Origin of the sequence: Streptomyces sp. NPDC052721 (genome assembly GCF_040678315.1) — a bacterium.
Classification (GTDB): Bacteria; Actinomycetota; Actinomycetes; order Streptomycetales; family Streptomycetaceae; genus Streptomyces.
Map to the genome: position 1 here is coordinate 1 of NZ_JBFATL010000056.1, position 20,114 is coordinate 20,114.

Genomic DNA, 20,114 nt, shown 5'->3' on the forward strand with positions numbered 1-20,114 from the left:
CCCGGTGAACGTCTCCACCCACACCGGCTCAGCCCTCAACACCCCACCCATACAGGCAAAATGCCCGCCACCAAGCCTTCTGCAACACCCTTTAGCCCGTGGCCGTCCCCCGAGTGCGCGGGGGTTGCGCGCGCCATGCGGCGGAGCCGCGCGGTGACACAGCCCCGCGCCCCTTCGGGGCGCTCACATGCCTGACGGATCCTGTGGTCCCCGACCTGACAGCACCTCTCCGTACGCCTGCATCAGGTCGGGCAGCCGCAGGGTCGCCAGGTCGTCCCGGGACAGGGAGCCCGGGTACGCCGACAGCCGAAGATCCCGGTACGCGCAGCTCTTCTCGTACAGCGTCCGCAGGAACCGGCCGTTCCCCAACTCGTCGATCCACCCTTGATCGACCACGTGCCCGGCGATGGACCGCAGCTCGTCCAGCGCCTCCTCGTCCCACAGGTCCCCGTTCTCCGCCGCGAGCACCTTGCCGATCTCGGTCAGCTCCAGCGGCCGGTAGGAGGGGAAGTCCACCCGGGTGGTGAAGCGGGAGGACAGCCCGGGGTTGGCGGCGAGCAGGCGGTCCATGCCCTCCGGGTAGCCGGCCAGGATCACCACCAGGTGGTCCCGGTTGTCCTCGGCCCGCTTCAGCAGCACCTGCAAGGCCTCGTCGCCGTACGCGTCCCCCTTGCCGTACCCGGAGTTTGACAGCGAGTAGGCCTCGTCCACGAACAGCACCCCGCCGATCGCGGAGTCGATCAGCTCGTTGGCCTTCACGGCCGTCTGCCCCAGATACTCGCCGACCAGGTCGGCCCGCTGGGCCTCCACGAGGTGGTCCCCGCCCAGCAGCCCCAGCGCGTAGAACACGCGGCCGAGGATCCGCGCGACCGTGGTCTTGCCCGTGCCGGACGGGCCGGAGAAGACGAAGTGCCGTTTGGGCGGCTGGACCGGCAGCCCCTGCCCGGCCCGCAGCCGCGCCATGTTCAACTGCGCCGACAGCGCCTTGACCTGGCGCTTGACCGGTTCGAGCCCCACCATGCGCTCCAGTTCGGCGAGCGCCTCCTCCAGTAACGCGGGGTCGGTGGGCCCGGCCGGGATCGACGCGGCGGACACCCCGGACACCCCCGTCCTGGTCCGCACCGAGGGATCGGCCACCGACGGCAGCGGCCCGGTCGGCAGATCGGGCTCCGGCAGCCGCAGATCCCGGCTCTCCGTGCCGAACAGCGGATCGAACCCGTCCGGCCCGTCCACCGCGTCCTGCCCCGCGCCGGTCAGCGTGATCGCGGCGTAGTCGGCCGTCTCGTCGTACCCGTCGCCCTCGGAGATCGCGGCGAGCCGGGCGGAGGTGTCCATGAAGGCCGGGTCGACCCGGTGCACCGCGCGGTACAGGGGGAGCGCGGCGGCCGAGCGGCCCGTTCCCTCGTGCGCCCTCGCCAGCCAGTAGCGCAGTTCCTTGCGCTGCGGCTGCTCGCTGCGGCACCGCATCAGCGCCGCCGCCAGCAGTGGCTCGGCCTGGCCGTACATCTCCAGCCGGACCCGGGCCATGCCGCCGAACAGGCCGGCCTCGATGCCGAGCAGGGGGTCGGCCAGCAGCGGATCGGTGTGCCGGACCAGCTGTTCCCAGTCCTTGACCAGATAGGCGCGGCAGGCGTGCAGGAAGCGGACCTGCGGGTCGGCGTCGACCGGGGGCAGTCCGGCGAGGGCGCGGTCCAGCTCGGGCACATGCCGGCCGTCCAGCCAGTGGGAGGCGTGCGCCAGCAGCAGGTCGCGCGGGCTCTCCAGCACCGGCTGCACCCACCAGCCCAGCCAGTACCAGGAGTTGAGGCTACGGCGGTGCCGGGCGCGCTGTTCGCCGAAGCGGTCGCGGTGCCGGAACATCCGCAGCAGCGCGGTGGTCGTGTCGACCCGGAGCGCGTGCAGCCCGAGCCAGGCGTCCGCCATGCCCGGGTCCATCCGCACCGCGGTGCGGAACTCCTCCTCCGCCTGCGGGTAGGCGCCCATCGTGTAGGCGTCCACACCCCGCAGCCAGGCGAGGTCGGCCGGCGCCTCGGGGCCCTGCGTGCCGAAGTCCATCACGTCCCCCCACAGACCGTGTCCCCGTGCTTCACCACCGGGCAGTCGCCCGACGGCCGCCGCGGTCGAACCGCTGTGCCGCGGACCGGAGTTGCAGGTGCGCGAGGCAGCCGCTCGAAGGTCGCACCGAGGGCATCGTACCCGTGGTACCTGCGCGTGCCGAAGGGTGCCGCACGGGGCGTTCGACGAGGTGGGCGCAGACGGGGCGCACGGCGTTTCGTGACAGAGGGTGAGAGTGCGGGTGCGCGGGGCGCCTGGAAAACGGTCTTCGCGGGCAGAACGAAGCCCCCGGTCACGGGGGAACAACCGGGGGCTTCGCGTGGGTGAGCGACTCCGAAAGCCGCACATTGAGAACGTAAGACCTGTACGGCCCCCCGGTCAAGCGGAGTTGAGGCGCCGGAAGAAGTTGTCCCGCGAGGCTCTTCACGACTTCACCACATCCGGGACGGTCCATCACTCAGCGTGATGGACGGCCCGGCTCAGTGCGTCGTCGCCGGTCCCGGCAGTACCTCGTATCCCTCATGCCGCTGGAGCACCAGCAGATCGGCATGGGGGCGCGAGGGATCAGCGGCGAAGTGCGCGCGCTCCGCCGCGACCCAGCCGTCCCAGAACTCCCGTTGCTCCGCGCCGTCCCGTCGCCGCCCGCGCGCCCAGGACTCCTCCCGGGGCAGCTCCATCCACAGCAGCCGGGCCAGATGCGGCCGCAGGGCGCGGCGGCCGGCGCCGACACCCTCGATCAGGACGACGGGAGCGGCCGGCAGGGGGCGCGGGGCGTCGAAGGCGCGGGCCCGCCAGTCGTAAGGGGTGTAGTGGGCGCTCTCGCCACGCGCCAGGGGTTCGATCACCTGGGTCATGAGCCGGTCGGTCCACGAGAAGAGCCGTTCATGGCTGGCGATGTCGTCGAGGTGGAGCACCGGAGCCCCGCCCAGCGCGTGCGCCAGCCGCCCGGCGAAGGTGGACTTCCCCGAGCCGGCGTGCCCGTCCACGGCGATGAGCCGGACCGGCCCCAGGGAGGGCGGGAGCCCGTGCAGCCGGGCGGCGAGGTCGTGAATGGTGATTCCCGGGGTGTCGTGCTGTGCGTGCGGCATGAGGTGTTGTGGGTTTTCGGTGAACCAGTCTAGTGGTGGTCACGCGCCAGCAGTTGTCACGCCTTGAACCATCGGCTGGCGGCCAGTCAATGGCACCGATAAACAGTCCGAATCCCCTGACCGATATGTCGAATTCGGCGTTCCGGGTGTGCCCCACGCTGAGTAAGGTGCCTCCTGCGCAAGGTGATGCGTCGAACGGGGACCGGCAGGGGGACCATGGCCGCGGAATTATTCGAAGGGCACTATGTATGGCATCCGGCGGCCGACGACCGGGTCCTGGCGAGCGTATGCGTCGATGTGCGCGCCGGACGCTATCGATACGCCCACGAGGCGCTCGCCGACACGCGAGGCGACTTCGCCCTGCGCGCCCACCGCTCGCTCGTCCTCGCCTCCGAGGCGGCCGGCACCGACCTGGTGGAACGCTGGCTGGCCGAGGAGCCGACGCCGGAGGCCGCGCTCATGTGGGCACGGGTCGCGGTGCAGCGCGCCCTGCGGGCCGCCGACGCACGTGACGAGCGCGCCGAGGCGCTGGAGCGGATCGCGCTGACCGCCTGCGACCGGGCCGCCGAGGCGGCTCCCGCCGACCCCACCCCCTGGGTCGCCCGGCTCGCCATGGCCCGGCTGCACCGGCTGCGCGACCCGGCCCCGCAAGGCCTGCTCACCGCCCCGCCCGGCCCCTGGCGGCTGTTCGCGCACATCCTGTCCCTCGACCCCTGGCACCGCGAGGCCCACCACCGCTTCCTGTCCTGCTTCTTCACGCGGTACGGCGGCTCGGTCACCGCGGCCTGGGACGTGGCCGCCTTCCTCAGCCAGCGGGCGCCCGCCGACTCCGCCCTCCGGCTGCTGCCCCTGGTGGCCCTGGTCGAGAGCTACAACCCCACCCAGCTCCTCGCCGACCGGGTCTGGGAGCAGCCCCAGTGGCGCTCCACCGCGCTGGCGATCTACCAGCACTGGCTGCCCACCGTGGCCGGCTACCGCTTCACCCCCGTGCTCGACCTGGCCTACCTCGCGCACGCTCTGATCATGGCCCAGCGCGCGTTCGAGGCCCGGGCGGTCTTCACGGCGATGGGCCCGTACGCCTCGCGCATGCCGTGGAGCGCCTTCGGCGACCCCGCCGAGCAGCTCTCCCGGGCGCGGCGCGCCTGTGGCCTGCCCGTCCCGGGGCCCGCCTGACCCGCTCGTCCCCCACCCCCATCCAGAGAAAGGCCGATCTGTGTCGGAACGGATGTCGACTCCCCGGGCCCGCGCCCGCGCGGCGGACTCCGTCGTGCTCGACGACGACGCCACCCTGCACGCGATGGGTTATCCGCGGAAACTCACCCGGCGCTTCCAGGCGTTCGACAATTTCGCGATCTCGTTCACCATCATCAATATCCTCTCGGGTATTTTCTCGTCCTTCGGGTTCGGCATGAACGCGGGCGGCCCCCGTATTCTCGTGTTCGGCTGGATCGGCGTCTCGCTGATGGTGCTGCTCATCGGCGCGGCCATGGCGGAAGTCGCCTCCGCCTATCCGACGAGCGGTGCCCTGTATTTCTCCGCCGGTAAACTCGCCAAGCGGCACAAAGGCGCCTGGTCGTGGTTCACGGGCTGGCTGAACTTCGTCGGCCAGATCGGCGGCACCGCCGCCACCGGCTATGCCGCCGCCACCTTCATCCAGGTGTTCGTGCAGCTGCAGTGGCCCTCCTACCAGCCGACCGCACACCAGACGGTCCTGATCACGGCCCTGATCATCGTGCTCCAAGGGCTCGCCAACACCTACACCGTCCAGCTCGTCGCCGTACTGAACCGCATTTCGGTGTGGTGGCTGCTGATCGGACTCGTCGTGATCGTCGGCGCACTCATCGTGATGCCCGGTCATCACCAGTCCGCGTCCTTCGTCACCCATTTCGAGAACAACACCGGCTTCACGAGCGGGCTTTACGGCGGCATGCTCGGCCTGCTGGTCACGAGCTGGACCTTCACCGGGTTCGACGGCAGCTTCCACATGTCCGAGGAAACGGTCCGCGCGACGGTCAGCGCACCGAAGGGCATCACCCGCGCCATCGGCTATTCGGCGATCACCGGTCTCGTCCTGATGCTGGCACTGGTCTACAGCATCGGCGACTACGCCAAGGTGGCCGGCGCCGCCGCGCCGCCCGTCCAGATCCTCATCGACGGCCTCGGCCTGCGCACCGCCAAGGCGATGCTCCTCATCGTCATCGGCGCGATGCTCTTCTGCGGTCTGGCCAACCTCACCAGCAACACCCGCCAGATCTTCGCCTTCTCCCGGGACGGCGCCATGCCCGGCTCCCGCTGGTGGCACTCGGTCTCGCCGCGCACCCGTACGCCGGTGAAGGCGGTCTGGCTCGCGGTCGCCTGCTCGCTGGCCCTGGTGGTGCCGGGCTGGTGGTCGCACACGGCGTTCACCGCCATCGTCAGCGTCAACGTGGTCGGCCTCTTCCTGGCCTACGCCGTACCGATCTTCCTGCGGCTGCGGCTCGGGGACGCGTTCCAGCCCGGCCCCTGGCACCTGGGCCGCTGGGGCAGGCCGATCGGCTGGCTCGCGGTGACCTGGATCCTGCTCAGCAGCGTCCTGTTCATGCTGCCGCAGGCCTCCCCGATCACCGTCGACTCCTTCAACTACGCGCCGATCGCGCTCGCCGTCGTCCTGCTGGTGGCGACGGTGTGGTGGTTCGCCACGGCCCGCCGTCGCTTCCAGGGGCCGGTCAGCTACGGCCGCCCGGACGAGGTCGCCGCGATGGATCTCGTCTGAGCATGCCGGGGTGCCGCTCCACCGCGTGGGGGCCGGCCGCGCCCACGCGGTGGAGCCGCACGGCGGCACTGCCCGCGCCCCTTCGCGCGCCCCCGCCAGTGGCCCAGACCAATATTGGTGCCGCGGCATGCGCCGAAGTGCTGGCAGCGGGATCCGGCCTGCTTCATAGTTACCGCACCGGATCAGCCCGTCTCGGACACCCTGGGGGTCGTCGCGCCCATGAGCAGAGCCCAACAGCCGTCCCGCAGAACCGTTCTGGCCGTGGCCGTCGCCGCGGCGGTGACCGGCACAGCGGCCCCCGCTGCCGCCGCCGCACCGCGACCCGCCGGCAGCGACGACCCCGGCCAGGCGCAGCCCCGCCCGATCGACTACCACTGCTGGACCACGTTCCGCGACTGGCGCTGCGGCACCGCCCAGGGCGCCCGGGCCGTCTCCGGGAGCCGCCCCGGCGTCGTGATCGGCGCCCCGGCCGGCCGCACCGACTACACCGACCCGCACACCGGCACCACGGCCACCTGGGAGTACGCCACCTGGACCTCCCCGGTGCACCGGCTCACCGTGCCCGCGACGGAGGTCATCGCCTCCTGGAACGCGCACACCCCCGCCGGTACCTGGCTCCAGGTCGAGCTGCACGGCACGTACTCCGACGGCACCGAGACACCCTGGTACGTGATGGGCCGCTGGGCGGCAGGCGACCAGGACATCAAGCGGACCTCGGTGGACGACCAGACGGACGGCAAGAGCACGATCTGGACGGACACCTTCGCCATCGACGACGCGAGCACCGGCCTGCGCCTGACGTCGTACCGGCTGCGCCTCACCCTCTACCGCAGGCCCGGCACGCACCTGACCCCGACGGTCTGGCGGCTCGGCGCGATGGGCTCCGACATCCCCGACCGCTTCACGGTGCCGGCCTCCACCCCCGGCCTCGCCCAGGAACTGGCCGTCCCGCGCTACTCGCAGGAGATCCACAAGGGCCAGTACCCCGAGTACGACAACGGCGGCGAGGCCTGGTGCAGCCCCACCTCCTCGCAGATGATCATCGAGTACTGGGGCGGCCGGCTCACGCCCGAGCAGCTGTCGTGGGTCGACCCGTCCTACGCGGACCCGCAGGTCTGCCACGCGGCCCGGTTCACCTACGACCACCAGTACCAGGGCTGCGGCAACTGGCCCTTCAACGCCGCCTACGCGGCCACCTTCGACGGCCTGCAGGGCGTGGTCACCCGGCTCGCCTCCCTCACCGACCTGGAGACGCTGATCGCGGCCGGCATCCCGGCCATAACGTCCCAGTCGTTCCTCAAGCAGGAGCTGACGGGGGCCGGTTACGGCACCTCCGGCCATCTGATGACCGTCATCGGCTTCACCGCGGACGGGGACGTGATCGCCAACGACCCCGCCTCACCGAGCGACGAGGCGGTGCGGCGCGTCTACAAGCGGCGCGAGTGGGAGAACATCTGGCTGAGGACCAAGCGGTACAACGCCTCCGGCAAGGTCGTCTCCGGCACCGGAGGGGTCTGCTACCTCTACTTCCCGGCCCACCCGACCCCGCACCAGCGCAAGGCGCTCGCCGCGGTGGGCGTGTACTGAGGCCTGGTCGGCGCGGCGTGTGACCAAGCTCATCGCCGCGAACGCCGTCGCGGGTGGCATGGTGGACGGATGGGTGGGGGGATTCCGCCGTATACGTCCTACCTCTGCGAGTAACACCATGACCGCACACCCGGCCACCGCCACCCGCGCCGTCACCGGCGGCCCGCAGGAAGACGGCCCCAAGATCGTCGAGCATGTCATGGGCTGGGTCCTCGTCGCGGTGTTCGCGATGCTCGTGACCCAGCTCGGCCTGCTCTGAACCGGTGCGCACCCGCCTCGGAACCGGCGCGCACCCGCCTCTGAACCGACCACTCACGCGTGCGGCTTGTTCTGACATACTGCGCCTGTCCCGTCGTACCTAGCTCAGGGCCGGTCTTGAACATGCCGCAGCAGCGTGCCGTCACCCAGGCGCGCGGCACCGAGCGCTCCGCGACGCGTCGCGCGGAACTCATCGCCATCGGGCGGAAGTTGTTCGCCGACACGTCCTACGACGCGTTGTCCATGGACGACATCGCCCGCCAGGCGCAGGTGGCCAAGGGCCTGATCTACTACTACTTCCGGTCCAAGCGCGGCTACTACCTGGCGATCATCCAGGACTCCGTCGCCGATCTGGTCACCTCCGCCGCCGGCGGGGTCCAGCTGCCCGCCGTGGACCGCGTGCACCGCACGATCGACGGCTATCTGCGCTACGCCGAACAGCACCAGGCCGCCTACCGCACCATCGTCAGCGGCGGCGTCGGCTTCGACACCGAGGTGCACGCGATCCGGGACGGCGTGCGCGAGGCGATCGTCACCACGATCGCCGAGGGAGCCTACGGCCGTGGTGACATCTCCCCGGTGGCCCGGATGGGGCTGCTCTCCTGGGTGTGCAGCGTGGAGGGCGCCACCCTGGACTGGATCGGCCACCCCCGGCTGTCCCGCGCCACCCTGTGCGAGCTGCTGGTGAAGACGCTCGGCGGGGCCCTGCGCGCCATCGAGGAGCTGGACCCCGCCCACCCGGCCCCGCCGCCCGCCCGCCGGGACGGCTGATCCGGGACGAACCGTCAGTTGATCGCCTTGATCAGCTCACCGTTCGCGGTGTCGCCGCTCAGCTCCCAGAAGAAGGTGCCGCCGAGGCCCTGCTGGTTCTTGTACGTCATCTTCGTGGCGATGGTGGCCGGGGTGTCGTAACTCCACCAGTCGCTGCCGCACTTGGCGTAGGCGGTGCCGCCCACCGTGCCGGTCGCCGGGCACTTGGTCTTGAGCACCTTGTAGTCGTCGATGCCCTGCTCGTACGTCCCGGCCGCCGGACCCGTCGCCGTACCCCCGGGGGCCGCCTGGGTGACGCCGGTCCAGCCGCGCCCGTAGAAGCCGATGCCGAGGAGCAGCTTCGAGGCCGGGATGCCGAGGCCCTTGAGCTTCGCGATCGTCGCCGACGTGTGGTAGTTCGCCTTGGGGATGCCCGAGTAGGAGTTCAGCGGGGAGTGCGGGGCGGTCGGGCCGGTCGCGTCCCAGGCGCCGAAGTAGTCGTACGTCATCGGGTTGTACCAGTCGACGTACTGGGCGGCGCCGGCGTAGTTCGCGGCGTCGATCTTGCCGCCGCTGGTGGCGTCCGCGGTGATCGCCGCCGTCACCAGGTTCCCGGAGCCGAACTTCGAGCGCAGGGCGGCCATCAGGTTCTTGAACGCCTCGCGTCCGCTGGTGTCACAGGTGTTGCCGCAGGCGTTCGGGTACTCCCAGTCGATGTCGATGCCGTCGAAGACGCCCGCCCACTTGGAGTTCTTCACCAGGTCGTAGCAGGACTGGGCGAAGGCGGCCGGGTTCTTCGCGGCCTCGCCGAAGCCGCCGGACCAGGTCCAGCCGCCGAAGGACCACAGGATCTTCAGGCCGGGGTGCTTCTTCTTCAGCTTCAGCAGCTGGTTGAAGTTGCCGCGCAGCGGCTGGTCCCAGGTGTCGGCGACGCCGTCGACGGACTCGGCGGCGGTGTAGGCCCGGTCGGTGGCCGCGTAGGAGTCGCCCATGGCGCACTTGCCGCCGGTGACGTTGCCGAAGGCGTAGTTGATGTGGGTCAGCTTGGCGGCGGAGCCGGAGGTCTCGATGTTCTTGACGTAGTACTTGCGGTCGTAGGTGCCCCATTCGGTGAAGTAGCCGACGACCTTGGAGCCGGCCGCCAGCTGCGGGGTGCTCGGTGCCGCCGCGGTCGCCGTGCCCGTTCCGGCCAGCAGGCCGGCGCCGAGGGCGGCGGTACACGCGGCCGAGACGAGGGCCCGGACGAGGGAGCGGTGCGGAGTGTGCATTCGGGTGTCTCCTCGTGGGGGAGAGGGGAACGCGCGCCGATTGGCATGAACGCGGTAAAGCGTTGGTCATGCACCCTAGGAGGACTAGACCATTAGGTCAATGGTTCGGACCAATCTCGCCCCTGCGCACAGCCCCGACTGGACTCCTGAAGTAAGCGGTCGTTAACTGGTGACGGGAGGTCGCTGATCGGGCATACTCACTGCGCATGCCGCTGGTCAGCAGCTTCCGAGACCCGGGAGCGGGCGCCTTCGGCCAAGCGCGTTTCATCAGGCGGAGCCGCCCCCCACCCCGGGCCGGACCGCCGGTGCCCGAACAGGGAGGAGCCCGACGCCATGTCCGACCGCGACCCGCAGCCGGTGGAGCGTCAACTGCCGACGGAAGAGGCGAGGGATCTGCTCGCCCTCGTCCGGGAGATCGCCCAGCGCGAGATCGCGCCCAGGGCCGCGGAAGAGGAGGACGCGGGACGCTTCCCGCGCGAGATCTTCACCCTGCTCTCCGAATCCGGCCTGCTGGGCCTGCCGTACGCGTCCGAGTACGGCGGCGGCGACCAGCCCTACGAGGTCTACCTCCAGGTCCTGGAGGAGCTGGCCGCGGCCCGGCTCACCGTCGGCCTGGGCGTCAGCGTCCACACGCTCGCGTCCTACGCCCTCGCCGCCTACGGCACCAAGCAGCAGCAGGTCGAGCACCTGCCCGCGATGCTGGGCGGCGGCCTGCTCGGCGCGTACTGCCTCTCCGAGCCGTCCTCCGGCTCGGACGCCGCCTCCCTGCGCACCAAGGCTGTCCGGGAGGGCGGCAACACCTGGGTGATCGACGGCACCAAGGCCTGGATCACCCACGGCGGCATCGCCGACTTCTACACCGTGATGGCCCGCACCGGCGAGGACGGCCCCCGCGGGATCACCGCCTTCCTCGTGCCCGGCGACGCCCCCGGCCTGAGCGGCGCCGCGCCCGAGAAGAAGATGGGTCTGAAGGGCTCACCCACCGCGCAGGTGCACTTCGACGGCGTCCGCGTCCCGGACGACCGGCGCATCGGCGAGGAGGGCCAGGGCTTCTCCATCGCCCTGGCCGCGCTCGACTCGGGCCGGCTCGGCATCGCGGCCTGCGCCATCGGTCTCGCCCAGGCGGCACTGGACGAGGCGGTCCGCTATGCCACCCAGCGCCGCCAGTTCGGCCGGCCCATCGCCGACTTCCAGGGCCTGCGCTTCATGATCGCCGACATGGCCACCCAGATCGAGGCGGGCCGCGCGCTGTACCTCGCCGCGGCCCGGCTGCGGGACGCGGGCAGGCCGTTCGCCAAGCAGGCAGCCATGGCCAAACTGCACTGCACCGACACCGCCATGAAGGTCACCACGGACGCGGTGCAGATACTGGGCGGCTACGGCTACACCGCCGACTTCCCGGCCGAGCGCTATATGCGCGAGGCCAAGGTCCTGCAGATCGTCGAGGGCACCAACCAGATCCAGCGGATGGTCATCGCCCGTCACGTGGCGGGGCCAGAAGGTCGCTGAACTGGCCCGTGAGCACCGTCGGGGCCGCCAGCCTGACCCACTCCGGGTCATGGCGGCCCGGCAGGGTGCGGCCCCGGTCGGCCCAGGTCCGCATGAGGTCGCGGTAGATGGGCGGGTCCGGCGGCGCGGCCGACGGAACCGATTCCCCGGGGCGGGGGACGAAGATACGGCGCTGACGCCCGGTTGCCGAGTACGTGGGGGTCATGCCAGGGCAACGCGGCGACGGCCGGACAGGTCACCCTCCGACGGAATCGAGCTTCAGTTCATCCCCGTCCGGTTCCCTCCCCGGCCTCCTCAGGACAGCCGGCACGCCGTCAGCTGACCAGCGGCCAGGGGGCGTCCCCGGCCGACGACCGTCCCGTAACCCTCATGCGAGGGCGGCCGGCTGACACGCCGACCCTGCACCACGGCAGCCTGCGTGCCATGGTGCGGAGCACGTACGTGTGGGGTGAGCCGGCTCAGGCGGCCTGGCGACGCATCGACGGCACGCGCATCGGGCGCGAGCCCGGGCCGCCGACGTGCGAGAAGGGCTGCGTCCGCCAGTTCAGACCCTGGGGCAGCGTCAGCAGCAGGGCGGTGTCCTGCTCCTGCGGCTCGAAGGACTCGTCCGCGGGGCGGGCGTCGGCCGCCGCACGGCCCGTACCCGCGCAGACCGTGAGTCCGAACGGGTTCCACGGCGAGGCGCACAGCGCGTGCTCCGGCAGCACCTCCTCGTCCGCCAGCAGCGCGATCGGCTGCGCGCAGTCCGGGCAGATCACCCGGTACATCTCGAAGGTGTCGTAGGCGTCCAGATCCTCGTCGAAGACGTCGGGTTCGACGCCCTCCGGCGCGGATTCGGCGACCGGCTGCCGGTGCATGGACGCGGATCGACCAGGGCGATGGGTACTCTGCATGGGATTCTCCCCCTAAGGCTGGGCCGTGAAGGCGCTGCGGCCTCGACCACAGCAAGCACTTCCCGCCCGGTCTCCGCGGTAATCACGAGACCATCACGGAGCCTGTTCGAGGCATGTGGTCTTCGTCACATGCCGCATGCAGGTGCCCGTCCCGGGGCTTTTTCTGCCGAACAGGGAATGACCTGCGCCTCTGAGGTATCCGTGGAGATCAAGCGCACTGTAGGTTTTGGCGGCATGGAGGAGCTGGACCGTCAGATCGTGCAGCTGCTCGTCAAGGACGGGCGGATGAGCTACACAGACCTGGGCAAGGCCACGGGCCTGTCCACGTCGGCCGTGCACCAGCGGGTGCGCCGGCTGGAACAGCGTGGCGTCATCCGCGGCTACGCCGCGGTGGTCGACCCCGAGGCCGTCGGGCTGCCGCTGACCGCGTTCATCTCGGTGAAGCCGTTCGACCCCAGCGCCCCCGACGACATCGCGGACCGCCTCGCCGGGGTCCCCGAGATCGAGGCGTGCCACAGCGTGGCGGGCGACGAGAACTACATCCTCAAGGTGCGCGTGTCCACCCCGCACGAACTGGAGGAACTGCTGGCCCGGCTGCGCTCGCTGGCGGGGGTCTCGACGCGGACGACGGTGGTCCTCTCCACACCGTACGAGGCCCGGCCACCCAAGATCTGACAGCCGCCGGGCCGACAGCGCCGGGTGCCTTCCGGACGCCCCAGGTGCAGCTCCTGCCCGGCGCCGAGAGAAACTGTCGGCTATGAGCAACCGCACCGCCGAGCCCCCCACGACCGTCCTGCTCCGCCGCGGCGAGGTCCACAGCCCCGCGGACCCCTTCGCGACGGCGATGGTCGTCGAGGCGGGCCACGTCGCCTGGGTCGGCTCCGAGGGCGCGGCCGACGCCTTCGCCGACGGCGTGGACGAGGTGGTCGATCTCGACGGCGCCCTGGTCACCCCGGCCTTCACCGACGCCCATGTGCACACCACCGCCACCGGCCTCGCCCTGACCGGTCTCGACCTGTCCGGCGCCCCCTCCCTGGAGGCCGCCCTCGCCCGCGTCCGCGAGTTCGCCGCCGCCCGCCCCGACGACCGGGTCCTGCTGGGCCATGGCTGGGACGCCGCCCGCTGGCCCGGCGGCCGGCCGCCGACCCGTGCGGAGCTGGACGAGGCCACCGGCGGACGCCCGCTGTACCTGTCCCGCATCGACGTGCACTCGGCGGTCGTCAGCACCGCCCTGCTCGACCTGGTCCCCGGCGACGTCCCGCGCGAGGACGCCCCGCTCACCAAGGACGCCCATCACGCCGTCCGGAAGGCTGCCCTCGCCGCCATCACTCCCGCCCAGCGCGCCGAGGCCCAGCGCACCGCCCTGGCGCATGCCGCCTCCCTCGGCATCGGCACCGTGCACGAGTGCGGCGGCCCGCGGATCTCCTCCGAGGACGACTTCACCGGCCTGCTGCGCCTCGCCGCCGAGGCGCCGGGCCCCCGCGTGGTGGGGTACTGGGCCGAACAGGACACCGACAAGGCCCGCGAGCTGGGCGCGACCGGCGCCGCGGGCGACCTCTTCGCCGACGGCGCCCTCGGCTCGCACACCGCCTGCCTGCACGAGCCGTACGCCGACGCGGGCCACACGGGCACCGCCTACCTGGACGCCGACGCCGTCGCCGCCCACGTCGTGGCCTGCACCGAGGCGGGCCTCCAGGCCGGCTTCCACGCCATCGGCGACGCCGCCGTGTCCGTCGTGGTGGAGGGCGTGCGCGCCGCCGCCGAGAAGGTGGGCCTCGCCCGGATCCGCGCCGCCCGGCACCGCGTCGAGCACGCCGAGATGCTCACCCCCGACACCATCGCCGGCTTCGCCGAGCTGGGCCTGATCGCCTCCGTCCAGCCCGCCTTCGACGCGCTGTGGGGCGGCGAGGACGGCATGTACGCCCAGCGTCTGGGTACGGAACGGGCCCGCACGCTCAACCCGTTCGCCGCCCTGCTCCGCTCCGGCGTACCGCTCGCGTTCGGCTCCGACAGCCCGGTCACCCCCCTCGACCCCTGGGGCACGGTCCGTGCCGCCGCCTTCCACCGCACGCCCGAGCACCGGATCTCCGTCCGCGCCGCCTTCACCGCGCACACGCGCGGCGGCTGGCGGGCCGTCGGCCGCGACGACGCGGGCGTCCTGGTCCCGGGCGCCCCCGCCGACTACGCCGTCTGGCGGACCGACGAGCTGATCGTGCAGGCCCCCGACGACCGGGTCGCCCGCTGGTCCACCGATCCGCGCTCCGGCACGCCCGGCCTGCCCGACCTCACCCCGGGCCGTGACCTGCCGGTCTGCCTGCGCACCGTGGTGGGCGGGCGGACGGTGTTCGTACGGCCGGGCGAGTGATCTCACGGGGTGGCGCGGGTTCCCCCGCCCGCCGGGGTGCCGCCGCCCGACCTGCGCATCCTCCCCACCCGCCGTGCCACCGGTGCCGTCCGCCCAGCTCAGAGGGCTGTTGACAGTCGGCGGCCCGGGGCCGGTAGGTTCGTCCGAGTCCACCACCGGACGCCCGACCGGGGGACGTTCAGCCGACTCGTCGCAGCGCCGCTGGGTCAGGGACGGTGTGCCGCACCGGGGCACCGTCACTGGGAGCCAGGCTCAGCGCCCGCGCCGACGAGGGGAACGTTCTCGCGGGTCGGCCAGGTGTGACCCGGGTGGGGCCCGGGCGCTCAGTAGACAACGGCTTTCGGTCGACCCGCAGCCAGCGGGTCCCGGGTCGGACCGAAGGGCGCCGGGCCCCCATCCGTCGTGGTACGAAGGTGCTCAGCACGTGGTGGGAGGGTACCGGAAAACGCCTTCTTACCCCGCTCTTGCGGAACGGACACCACCATAGGAACGCGCTGTCACGTCTTCCCAGGCCGCGGCCACTATGGTGGACCCCTGCGTACGACATGAAGGGGCAGCAGTGAACGACGGCGACGGGACCCTCGCGGCCAAGGCCCAGGGGAGGCAGTTCGGTCCGCTCGGCACGGCCTTGGTGATCATCCCGACCTACAACGAGGCGGAGAACATCAAGTCCATCGTCGGCCGGGTGCGCAAGGCCGTCCCCGAGGCGCACGTACTGATCGCGGACGACAACAGCCCCGACGGCACCGGCAAGCTCGCCGACGAACTGGCCGCCCAGGACGAGCACGTCCATGTGCTGCACCGCCAGGGCAAGGAGGGCCTCGGCGCCGCCTACCTCGCGGGCTTCCGCTGGGGTCTGGAGCGGGACTACGGCGTGCTGATCGAGATGGACGCCGACGGCTCCCACCAGCCCGAGGAACTGCCCCGGCTGCTGACCGCCCTCAAGGGCGCCGACCTGGTCCTCGGCTCCCGCTGGGTGCCCGGCGGCCGGGTGGTGAACTGGCCGAAGTCCCGGGAGTTCCTCTCGCGGGGCGGCTCCACCTACTCGCGGCTCATGCTCGACGTACCGATCCGGGACGTGACCGGCGGCTTCCGGGCCTTCCGCCGCCAGACACTGGAGGGTCTGGGCCTCGGCGAGGTCGCCTCGCAGGGCTACTGCTTCCAGGTCGACCTGGCCCGCCGCGCGGTGAAGGCCGGCTACCACGTCGTCGAGGTCCCCATCACCTTCGTCGAGCGGGAGCTGGGCGACTCCAAGATGAGCCGGGACATCGTGGTCGAGGCGCTGTGGCGGGTCACCGCCTGGGGCGTCGGGGACCGCCTGGGCAAGCTCACCGGCAAGGACAAGCAGGCGTAGCGGCCGGTTTCGTGGCCCGGGCCGGCCGACGGGTGCGCGCCCGGCCGATCACCCCCCTTATCCCGCGCTGAGGCGTGCCCAGGCACACTGGGGGCATGACGACTGGCGCTCCGACCTCTCCGTACACCGCCCGCCGCCGGCGCTCCCGGCTGCGCAGGTATGTGCCGCTGGGCCTCGCCGCGTGGCTGGTGCTGGAGATCTGGCTGCTGACCCTGGTCGCGGGCGCGGTGGGCGGGTTCACGGTGGTCCTGCTGCTCGTCGCCGGCGTCGTGGCAGGCTCCGTGGTCATCAAGCGGGCGGGCCGCCGCGCCTTCCAGAGCCTGAACGAGGCGCTGCAGCAGGGCGGCTCACCGGCGCGCGGCGGCGGCAACGGTCTGATGATGCTCGGCGGCCTGCTGCTGATGATCCCCGGCCTGGTCTCGGACGCGGCGGGCCTGCTCCTGCTGCTCCCGCCGGTCCAGAAGGCGGTGAGCCGCTTGGCGGAGAGCGCCCTGGAACGGAGCCTGCGCAAGGCCGCCCCGGGCAGCCTGGGCGACGCGTTCCAGCAGGTCCGCATCCACCGGCCCGACGGCAAGGTGGTGCAGGGCGAGGTGGTCAGGGAGGACCGGCCCGGGCCGGGGGAGCAGAGGCCCCCGCTCACGCGCTGAGCGTCCGGCACACGCCCGCACAACGACCGCGGGCGCCGTACGTCTTCACGTACGGCGCCCGCGGTCGTTGTGCTGTATGCGCGTTACGCGCTCTTGCGGCTGTCCCTGGGGTGGACCGCGATATTCATCGCCCCCGAGCGCAGCACCGCCAGACGCTCCTCAAGGACCTCTTCGAGTTCCTCACGGGTGCGTCGCTCCATCAGCATGTCCCAATGGGTACGCGCGGGCTTGGCCTTCTTCTCCTCAGGGCCGTCGCCGTCCACGAGGAGTGCCTGGGCACCACAGACCTTGCACTCCCACTCCGGCGGGATCTCCGCCTCGACCGAGAAGGGCATCTCGAAGCGGTGCCCCTTCTCGCATGCGTACTCCACGGCCTGGCGCGGGGCCAGGTCGATACCGCGGTCCGTCTCGTAGCTGGTCACCACGAGGCGCGTACCGCGAAGAGCTCGCTCACTCATGAATCGTGCCTCCCGGGCTTGTCGCCCACAGGACAGGTGTCGCTGTCGTCGTCATCCGGTCAACGTCCGGTCGGCGGTAAAGATTCCCGTTCCGAGTCCCGTTCCGGGTCATGCGTCGCCGTCGTAGCCGCCCCTTGTTCTACCCACAGGCGCCCGGTTTGTCACATCTGCTAGCAGATGTCACCCAGCGTTTCGGCATCTTTGACGCGCAGTAACGGTACGCCTGGCAGGCCAAACGCGTACACTACCGCCCTTTCACGCCGAGTGCTAAATCGGCGCTAGATCTTTTCCGGAACCGGGTTCCCCGCCTCGGCGATCGCACGCCGTACCGGGACCCGGGCGAGCAGGACGAAACCGAGGACGAAGAAGGCCACCAGGGAGAAGATCGCCGACCGGTAGCTTCCGGTCAGCTGGTAGGTCACGCCGAACAGCAGAGGCCCGAGCCAGCTCATCCCGCGGTCGCTCATCTCGTACGCCGAGAAGTACTCGGCCTCCTTGCCCGGCGGCACCAGGTGGGAGAACAGCGACCGGGACAGCGCCTGGCTGCCACCGAGGACCAGGCCGATCCCGGCGGCCAGCGCGAAGAACCACACCGGCGCCCGCGCGGGCAGGAACCAGCCGGCCGCCAGCGTGAGCGTCCACGCCACCAGCGAGCCGAGGATCGTCCGCTGCGCGCCGTACGTCCGCGCCAGCCGTCCCATGGTCAGCGCCCCCGCCACGGCCAGGACCTGCACCAGCAGGACCGCCCCGATCAGCGTCGACTGGCCGAGACCCAGCTCCTCGGAGCCGTAGACCGACGCCTGGGTGATCACCGTCTGGATGCCGTCGTTGTAGACGAGGTACGCCAGCAGGAACGCCAGGGTCAGCGGGTGCCGGCGCATGTCCCGGACCGTCGCGGCCAGCTGCCGCAGCCCCGGTGCCGTGGCCGGGGCCACGCGCGCGTGGCGGTCGCGCAGCCTGCGCAGCGGTACGAGCGTGAAGGCACCCCACCACAGGCCCGCCGAGGCCAGACAGACGCGGACGGCGGCGGTCTCGGAGAGACCGAAGGAGTCGTGCGCCGAGTACAGCACCAGGTTGGCCACGAGGACCAGGGAGCCCGCCGCGTAGCCGAAGGCCCAGCCCCGGGAGGAGACCGCGTCGCGCTGCCCGGGCGGCGCGATCTGCGGCAGATAGGAGTTGTAGAGCATCATCCCGACGGACTGCGCCGCGTTGGCCACGACGAGGAGCACCCCGCCGAGCAGATACCGGTCGCCGTCCAGGAAGAACATCCCCGTGGTCGCAGCGGCGCCGGTGTACGCCGCAGCCGCGAGCAGCGGCTTCTTGCGGCCCGTACGGTCGGCCGCGCTGCCCACCAGCGGCATCACGACGACGGCCAGGATCACCGACAGGGACACCGCGTACGCGAAGAACGAGCCGGCCCGGACCGGGACGCCCAGCGGGTGCACATAGCCGTCGGCGTCCGCCGCGTGCCCGGCGACCGAGGTGAGGTACGGGCCGAGGAAGACGGTGAGGACGCTCGTCGAATAGACGGAGCACGCCCAGTCGTAGACGTACCAGCCGCGCTGCTCGCGCCTGAGACCGGCGGACCCGTCCGCCGCCTCCGCCCGCAGGGTGTCGGTGCTCACCCGTGCCCTCGCTTCCCCGCTCAACCGCGAAGGCTCGGGCCGAGGCGGCCGGGTGGTCAGACCCAGACGCCGCGGTCCTCCATGACCTTGCGCAACGTGTCGATGTGATCGGTCATGATGCCATCGACCCCCAGGTCCAGGAGCCGGTGCATCCGTTCCGGTTCGTTGATCGTCCACACGTGCACCTGGAGCCCGCGCGCGTGGGCGGCGCGGACGAAGCGGTGGTCGACGACGGGCACGCCCGACTGGGCCTCCGGTACCTGCGCGGCCACGGCCGACCGGCGCACCGCGGCCGGCAGCCCCCACGAGCGCAGCCGCAGGCGCAGCACCCCGCGCGTGCCGAAGGAGGTGGCCAGCCGCGGCCCCGCCAGCCGCTGGGCGCGCAGCACGCGCGCCTCGGAGAAGGAGCCCACGCAGACCCGGTCCCAGGCGTCCGTACGCTCGATCAGCTCCAGCAGGGGGCGCAGCGCGGGCTCCGCCTTGACGTCGACGTTCCAGCGCACCTCGGGGAACGTCTCCAGCAGTTCCTCGAACAGCGGCACCGGTTCACGGCCGCCCACGCGCGCGTGCCGCACGTCCGCCCACGGCAGGTCGGCGATCCGGCCCGCGCCGTCGGTGACCCGGTCCAGGGTCGCGTCGTGGAAGGCGACCAGCCGGCCGTCCGCCGTGGCGTGCACATCCGTCTCGATGTACCCGTAGCCCAGCTCCACAGCGCGCCGGAACTGGGCCACGGTGTTCTCCAGGCCGTCGGCCGCCCCGCCCCGGTGGGCGAAGGCGATCGGCACCGGGTGGTCCAGGTACGGATGGCGCGGGCGCGGTGTCGTGAGGCTCACGGACGCAGTATCGCGCGCCCGGGTGACGGCGCGGCAACGACCGTGCTGCCCGCCGAGGCCGACGGGACGGCGAACACCCGCAGGAAGGCCTGCGCCAGCGGGCCGATGGACACGGCGTAGAGCACGGTCCCGACCCCGATGGTGCCGCCCAGGACGAACCCGGTGACCACCACCGCCACCTCGACCGCCGTCCGCATCAGCCGGATCGACCGGCCGGTGCGCCGGTGCAGCCCCGTCATCAGGCCGTCACGCGGGCCCGGCCCGAAGCGCGCCGCGATGTAGAGGCCGGTCGCCGCGCCGTTCAGCACGATCCCCGCGAGCAGCAGCGGGACGCGGGCGGCGAGGGAACGCGCGTCCGGGAGCAGGGCGAGCGTGCCGTCCATGGCGAGGCCGACCACGAAGACGTTGGAGACCGTGCCGAGCCCGGGGCGCTGGCGCAGCGGGATCCACAGGAGCAGCACCGCCGCGCCCACGATGATCGACACCACCCCGATGCTCAGCCCGGTCAGTTCAGCGAGCCCCTGGTGCAGCACGTTCCACGGTTCCAGGCCCAGCCCCGCCGCCACGAGCAGCGCGGAACTCGCGCCGTAGAGCGCGAGACCCGCGTACAACTGGACCAGCCGCAGTCCGAGCGGCCGGCCGGGAGCGGATGGGCTGGGAGTGGACATGGAA

18 protein-coding genes are annotated in these 20,114 nt (G+C 71.8%); 10 read left to right on the top strand and 8 right to left on the bottom strand.

The window, feature by feature from the left end; all coding sequences use genetic code 11:
• Nucleotides 1-183 precede the first annotated feature (183 nt).
• Nucleotides 184-2,055, bottom strand: a complete 1,872-nt coding sequence (locus AB0L21_RS35370) for an AAA family ATPase (RefSeq protein ID WP_365788306.1) — start codon at nt 2,053-2,055, stop codon at nt 184-186.
• Nucleotides 2,056-2,534: 479 nt separating this feature from the next.
• Nucleotides 2,535-3,143 carry a hypothetical protein gene (locus tag AB0L21_RS35375; protein ID WP_365788307.1) on the bottom strand — a complete coding sequence of 203 codons (609 nt, stop codon included), beginning with the start codon at nt 3,141-3,143 and terminating at the stop codon, nt 2,535-2,537.
• Nucleotides 3,144-3,359: 216 nt separating this feature from the next.
• Here AB0L21_RS35375 and AB0L21_RS35380 point away from each other — a divergent pair, with 216 nt between their 5' ends.
• The 5 genes from AB0L21_RS35380 (at nt 3,360) to AB0L21_RS35400 (ending at nt 8,511) form a co-directional block, all read left to right on the top strand.
• Nucleotides 3,360-4,316 carry a hypothetical protein gene (locus AB0L21_RS35380; protein ID WP_365709080.1) on the top strand — a complete coding sequence of 319 codons (957 nt, stop codon included), beginning with the start codon at nt 3,360-3,362 and terminating at the stop codon, nt 4,314-4,316.
• A gap of 40 nt (nt 4,317-4,356) precedes the next feature.
• A complete protein-coding gene (locus AB0L21_RS35385) occupies nt 4,357-5,895 on the top strand; it encodes an amino acid permease (protein WP_365788308.1) in 1,539 nt (512 codons plus the stop codon).
• 219 nt (nt 5,896-6,114) lie between these two features.
• On the top strand, nt 6,115-7,482 hold the full coding sequence (locus AB0L21_RS35390; RefSeq protein ID WP_365709084.1) for a peptidase C39 family protein: 1,368 nt from the start codon (nt 6,115-6,117) through the stop codon (nt 7,480-7,482).
• Between the two features lie 118 nt (nt 7,483-7,600).
• Nucleotides 7,601-7,741, top strand: coding sequence for an SCO1431 family membrane protein (locus tag AB0L21_RS35395; RefSeq protein ID WP_356124600.1), 141 nt, complete (start codon nt 7,601-7,603; stop codon nt 7,739-7,741).
• A 122-nt stretch (nt 7,742-7,863) separates the two neighbouring features.
• A complete protein-coding gene (locus tag AB0L21_RS35400; protein ID WP_365709086.1) occupies nt 7,864-8,511 on the top strand; it encodes a TetR/AcrR family transcriptional regulator in 648 nt (215 codons plus the stop codon).
• 14 nt (nt 8,512-8,525) lie between these two features.
• Here the strand turns inward: AB0L21_RS35400 and AB0L21_RS35405 are convergent, their stop codons facing one another.
• The gene (locus AB0L21_RS35405; protein WP_365709088.1) at nt 8,526-9,758 is read right to left on the bottom strand and encodes a glycoside hydrolase family 18 protein; all 1,233 of its coding nucleotides are present in this window, start codon (nt 9,756-9,758) and stop codon (nt 8,526-8,528) included.
• Between the two features lie 333 nt (nt 9,759-10,091).
• On the opposite strand from AB0L21_RS35405, the gene AB0L21_RS35410 reads away from it, so the two are divergent.
• A complete protein-coding gene (locus tag AB0L21_RS35410; protein ID WP_365709090.1) occupies nt 10,092-11,267 on the top strand; it encodes an acyl-CoA dehydrogenase family protein in 1,176 nt (391 codons plus the stop codon).
• 458 nt (nt 11,268-11,725) lie between these two features.
• On the opposite strand, the gene AB0L21_RS35415 is transcribed toward AB0L21_RS35410, so the two are convergent.
• Nucleotides 11,726-12,160 (bottom strand): hypothetical protein, encoded by a 435-nt coding sequence (locus AB0L21_RS35415; protein ID WP_365709092.1) that lies wholly within the window; start codon nt 12,158-12,160, stop codon nt 11,726-11,728.
• Nucleotides 12,161-12,394: 234 nt separating this feature from the next.
• Here AB0L21_RS35415 and AB0L21_RS35420 point away from each other — a divergent pair, with 234 nt between their 5' ends.
• The 4 genes from AB0L21_RS35420 to fxsA all read left to right on the top strand — a co-directional run bounded on the left by AB0L21_RS35420 (nt 12,395) and on the right by fxsA (nt 16,526).
• Entirely contained in the window at nt 12,395-12,835 is a 441-nt protein-coding gene (locus AB0L21_RS35420; RefSeq protein WP_014671472.1) for an Lrp/AsnC family transcriptional regulator, read from the top strand.
• Nucleotides 12,836-12,917: 82 nt separating this feature from the next.
• On the top strand, nt 12,918-14,525 hold the full coding sequence (locus AB0L21_RS35425; protein WP_365788309.1) for an amidohydrolase: 1,608 nt from the start codon (nt 12,918-12,920) through the stop codon (nt 14,523-14,525).
• Between the two features lie 559 nt (nt 14,526-15,084).
• A complete protein-coding gene (locus AB0L21_RS35430; RefSeq protein ID WP_365709096.1) occupies nt 15,085-15,879 on the top strand; it encodes a polyprenol monophosphomannose synthase in 795 nt (264 codons plus the stop codon).
• A 95-nt stretch (nt 15,880-15,974) separates the two neighbouring features.
• Complete coding sequence (gene fxsA / locus AB0L21_RS35435) at nt 15,975-16,526, top strand: FxsA family membrane protein (RefSeq protein ID WP_365788310.1); 552 nt, start codon at nt 15,975-15,977, stop codon at nt 16,524-16,526.
• An 83-nt stretch (nt 16,527-16,609) separates the two neighbouring features.
• Here the strand turns inward: fxsA and AB0L21_RS35440 are convergent, their stop codons facing one another.
• From AB0L21_RS35440 to AB0L21_RS35455, 4 genes are all read right to left on the bottom strand, one after another.
• Nucleotides 16,610-16,984, bottom strand: a complete 375-nt coding sequence (locus AB0L21_RS35440; RefSeq protein WP_003977404.1) for an RNA polymerase-binding protein RbpA — start codon at nt 16,982-16,984, stop codon at nt 16,610-16,612.
• 278 nt (nt 16,985-17,262) lie between these two features.
• Nucleotides 17,263-18,609 carry an MFS transporter gene (locus AB0L21_RS35445; protein ID WP_365788311.1) on the bottom strand — a complete coding sequence of 449 codons (1,347 nt, stop codon included), beginning with the start codon at nt 18,607-18,609 and terminating at the stop codon, nt 17,263-17,265.
• 56 nt (nt 18,610-18,665) lie between these two features.
• Nucleotides 18,666-19,442 carry a glycerophosphodiester phosphodiesterase gene (locus AB0L21_RS35450; protein ID WP_365788312.1) on the bottom strand — a complete coding sequence of 259 codons (777 nt, stop codon included), beginning with the start codon at nt 19,440-19,442 and terminating at the stop codon, nt 18,666-18,668.
• Nucleotides 19,439-20,110, bottom strand: a complete 672-nt coding sequence (locus tag AB0L21_RS35455) for a hypothetical protein (protein ID WP_365788313.1) — start codon at nt 20,108-20,110, stop codon at nt 19,439-19,441. The genes AB0L21_RS35450 and AB0L21_RS35455 overlap by 4 nt, the downstream gene beginning before the upstream one ends.
• Nucleotides 20,111-20,114: the final 4 nt, after the last annotated feature.

Coding starts and splice junctions, on each gene's coding strand:
- AB0L21_RS35405 (WP_365709088.1), bottom strand. CDS start 9,758: ATGCACACTCCGCACCGCTCCCTCGTCCGGGCCCTCGTCTCGGCCGCG.
- AB0L21_RS35395 (WP_356124600.1), top strand. CDS start 7,601: ATGACCGCACACCCGGCCACCGCCACCCGCGCCGTCACCGGCGGCCCG.
- AB0L21_RS35455 (WP_365788313.1), bottom strand. CDS start 20,110: ATGTCCACTCCCAGCCCATCCGCTCCCGGCCGGCCGCTCGGACTGCGG.
- fxsA (WP_365788310.1), top strand. CDS start 15,975: ATGACGACTGGCGCTCCGACCTCTCCGTACACCGCCCGCCGCCGGCGC.
- AB0L21_RS35425 (WP_365788309.1), top strand. CDS start 12,918: ATGAGCAACCGCACCGCCGAGCCCCCCACGACCGTCCTGCTCCGCCGC.
- AB0L21_RS35400 (WP_365709086.1), top strand. CDS start 7,864: ATGCCGCAGCAGCGTGCCGTCACCCAGGCGCGCGGCACCGAGCGCTCC.
- AB0L21_RS35410 (WP_365709090.1), top strand. CDS start 10,092: ATGTCCGACCGCGACCCGCAGCCGGTGGAGCGTCAACTGCCGACGGAA.
- AB0L21_RS35375 (WP_365788307.1), bottom strand. CDS start 3,143: ATGCCGCACGCACAGCACGACACCCCGGGAATCACCATTCACGACCTC.
- AB0L21_RS35370 (WP_365788306.1), bottom strand. CDS start 2,055: ATGGACTTCGGCACGCAGGGCCCCGAGGCGCCGGCCGACCTCGCCTGG.
- AB0L21_RS35415 (WP_365709092.1), bottom strand. CDS start 12,160: ATGCAGAGTACCCATCGCCCTGGTCGATCCGCGTCCATGCACCGGCAG.
- AB0L21_RS35440 (WP_003977404.1), bottom strand. CDS start 16,984: ATGAGTGAGCGAGCTCTTCGCGGTACGCGCCTCGTGGTGACCAGCTAC.
- AB0L21_RS35390 (WP_365709084.1), top strand. CDS start 6,115: ATGAGCAGAGCCCAACAGCCGTCCCGCAGAACCGTTCTGGCCGTGGCC.
- AB0L21_RS35380 (WP_365709080.1), top strand. CDS start 3,360: ATGGCCGCGGAATTATTCGAAGGGCACTATGTATGGCATCCGGCGGCC.
- AB0L21_RS35420 (WP_014671472.1), top strand. CDS start 12,395: ATGGAGGAGCTGGACCGTCAGATCGTGCAGCTGCTCGTCAAGGACGGG.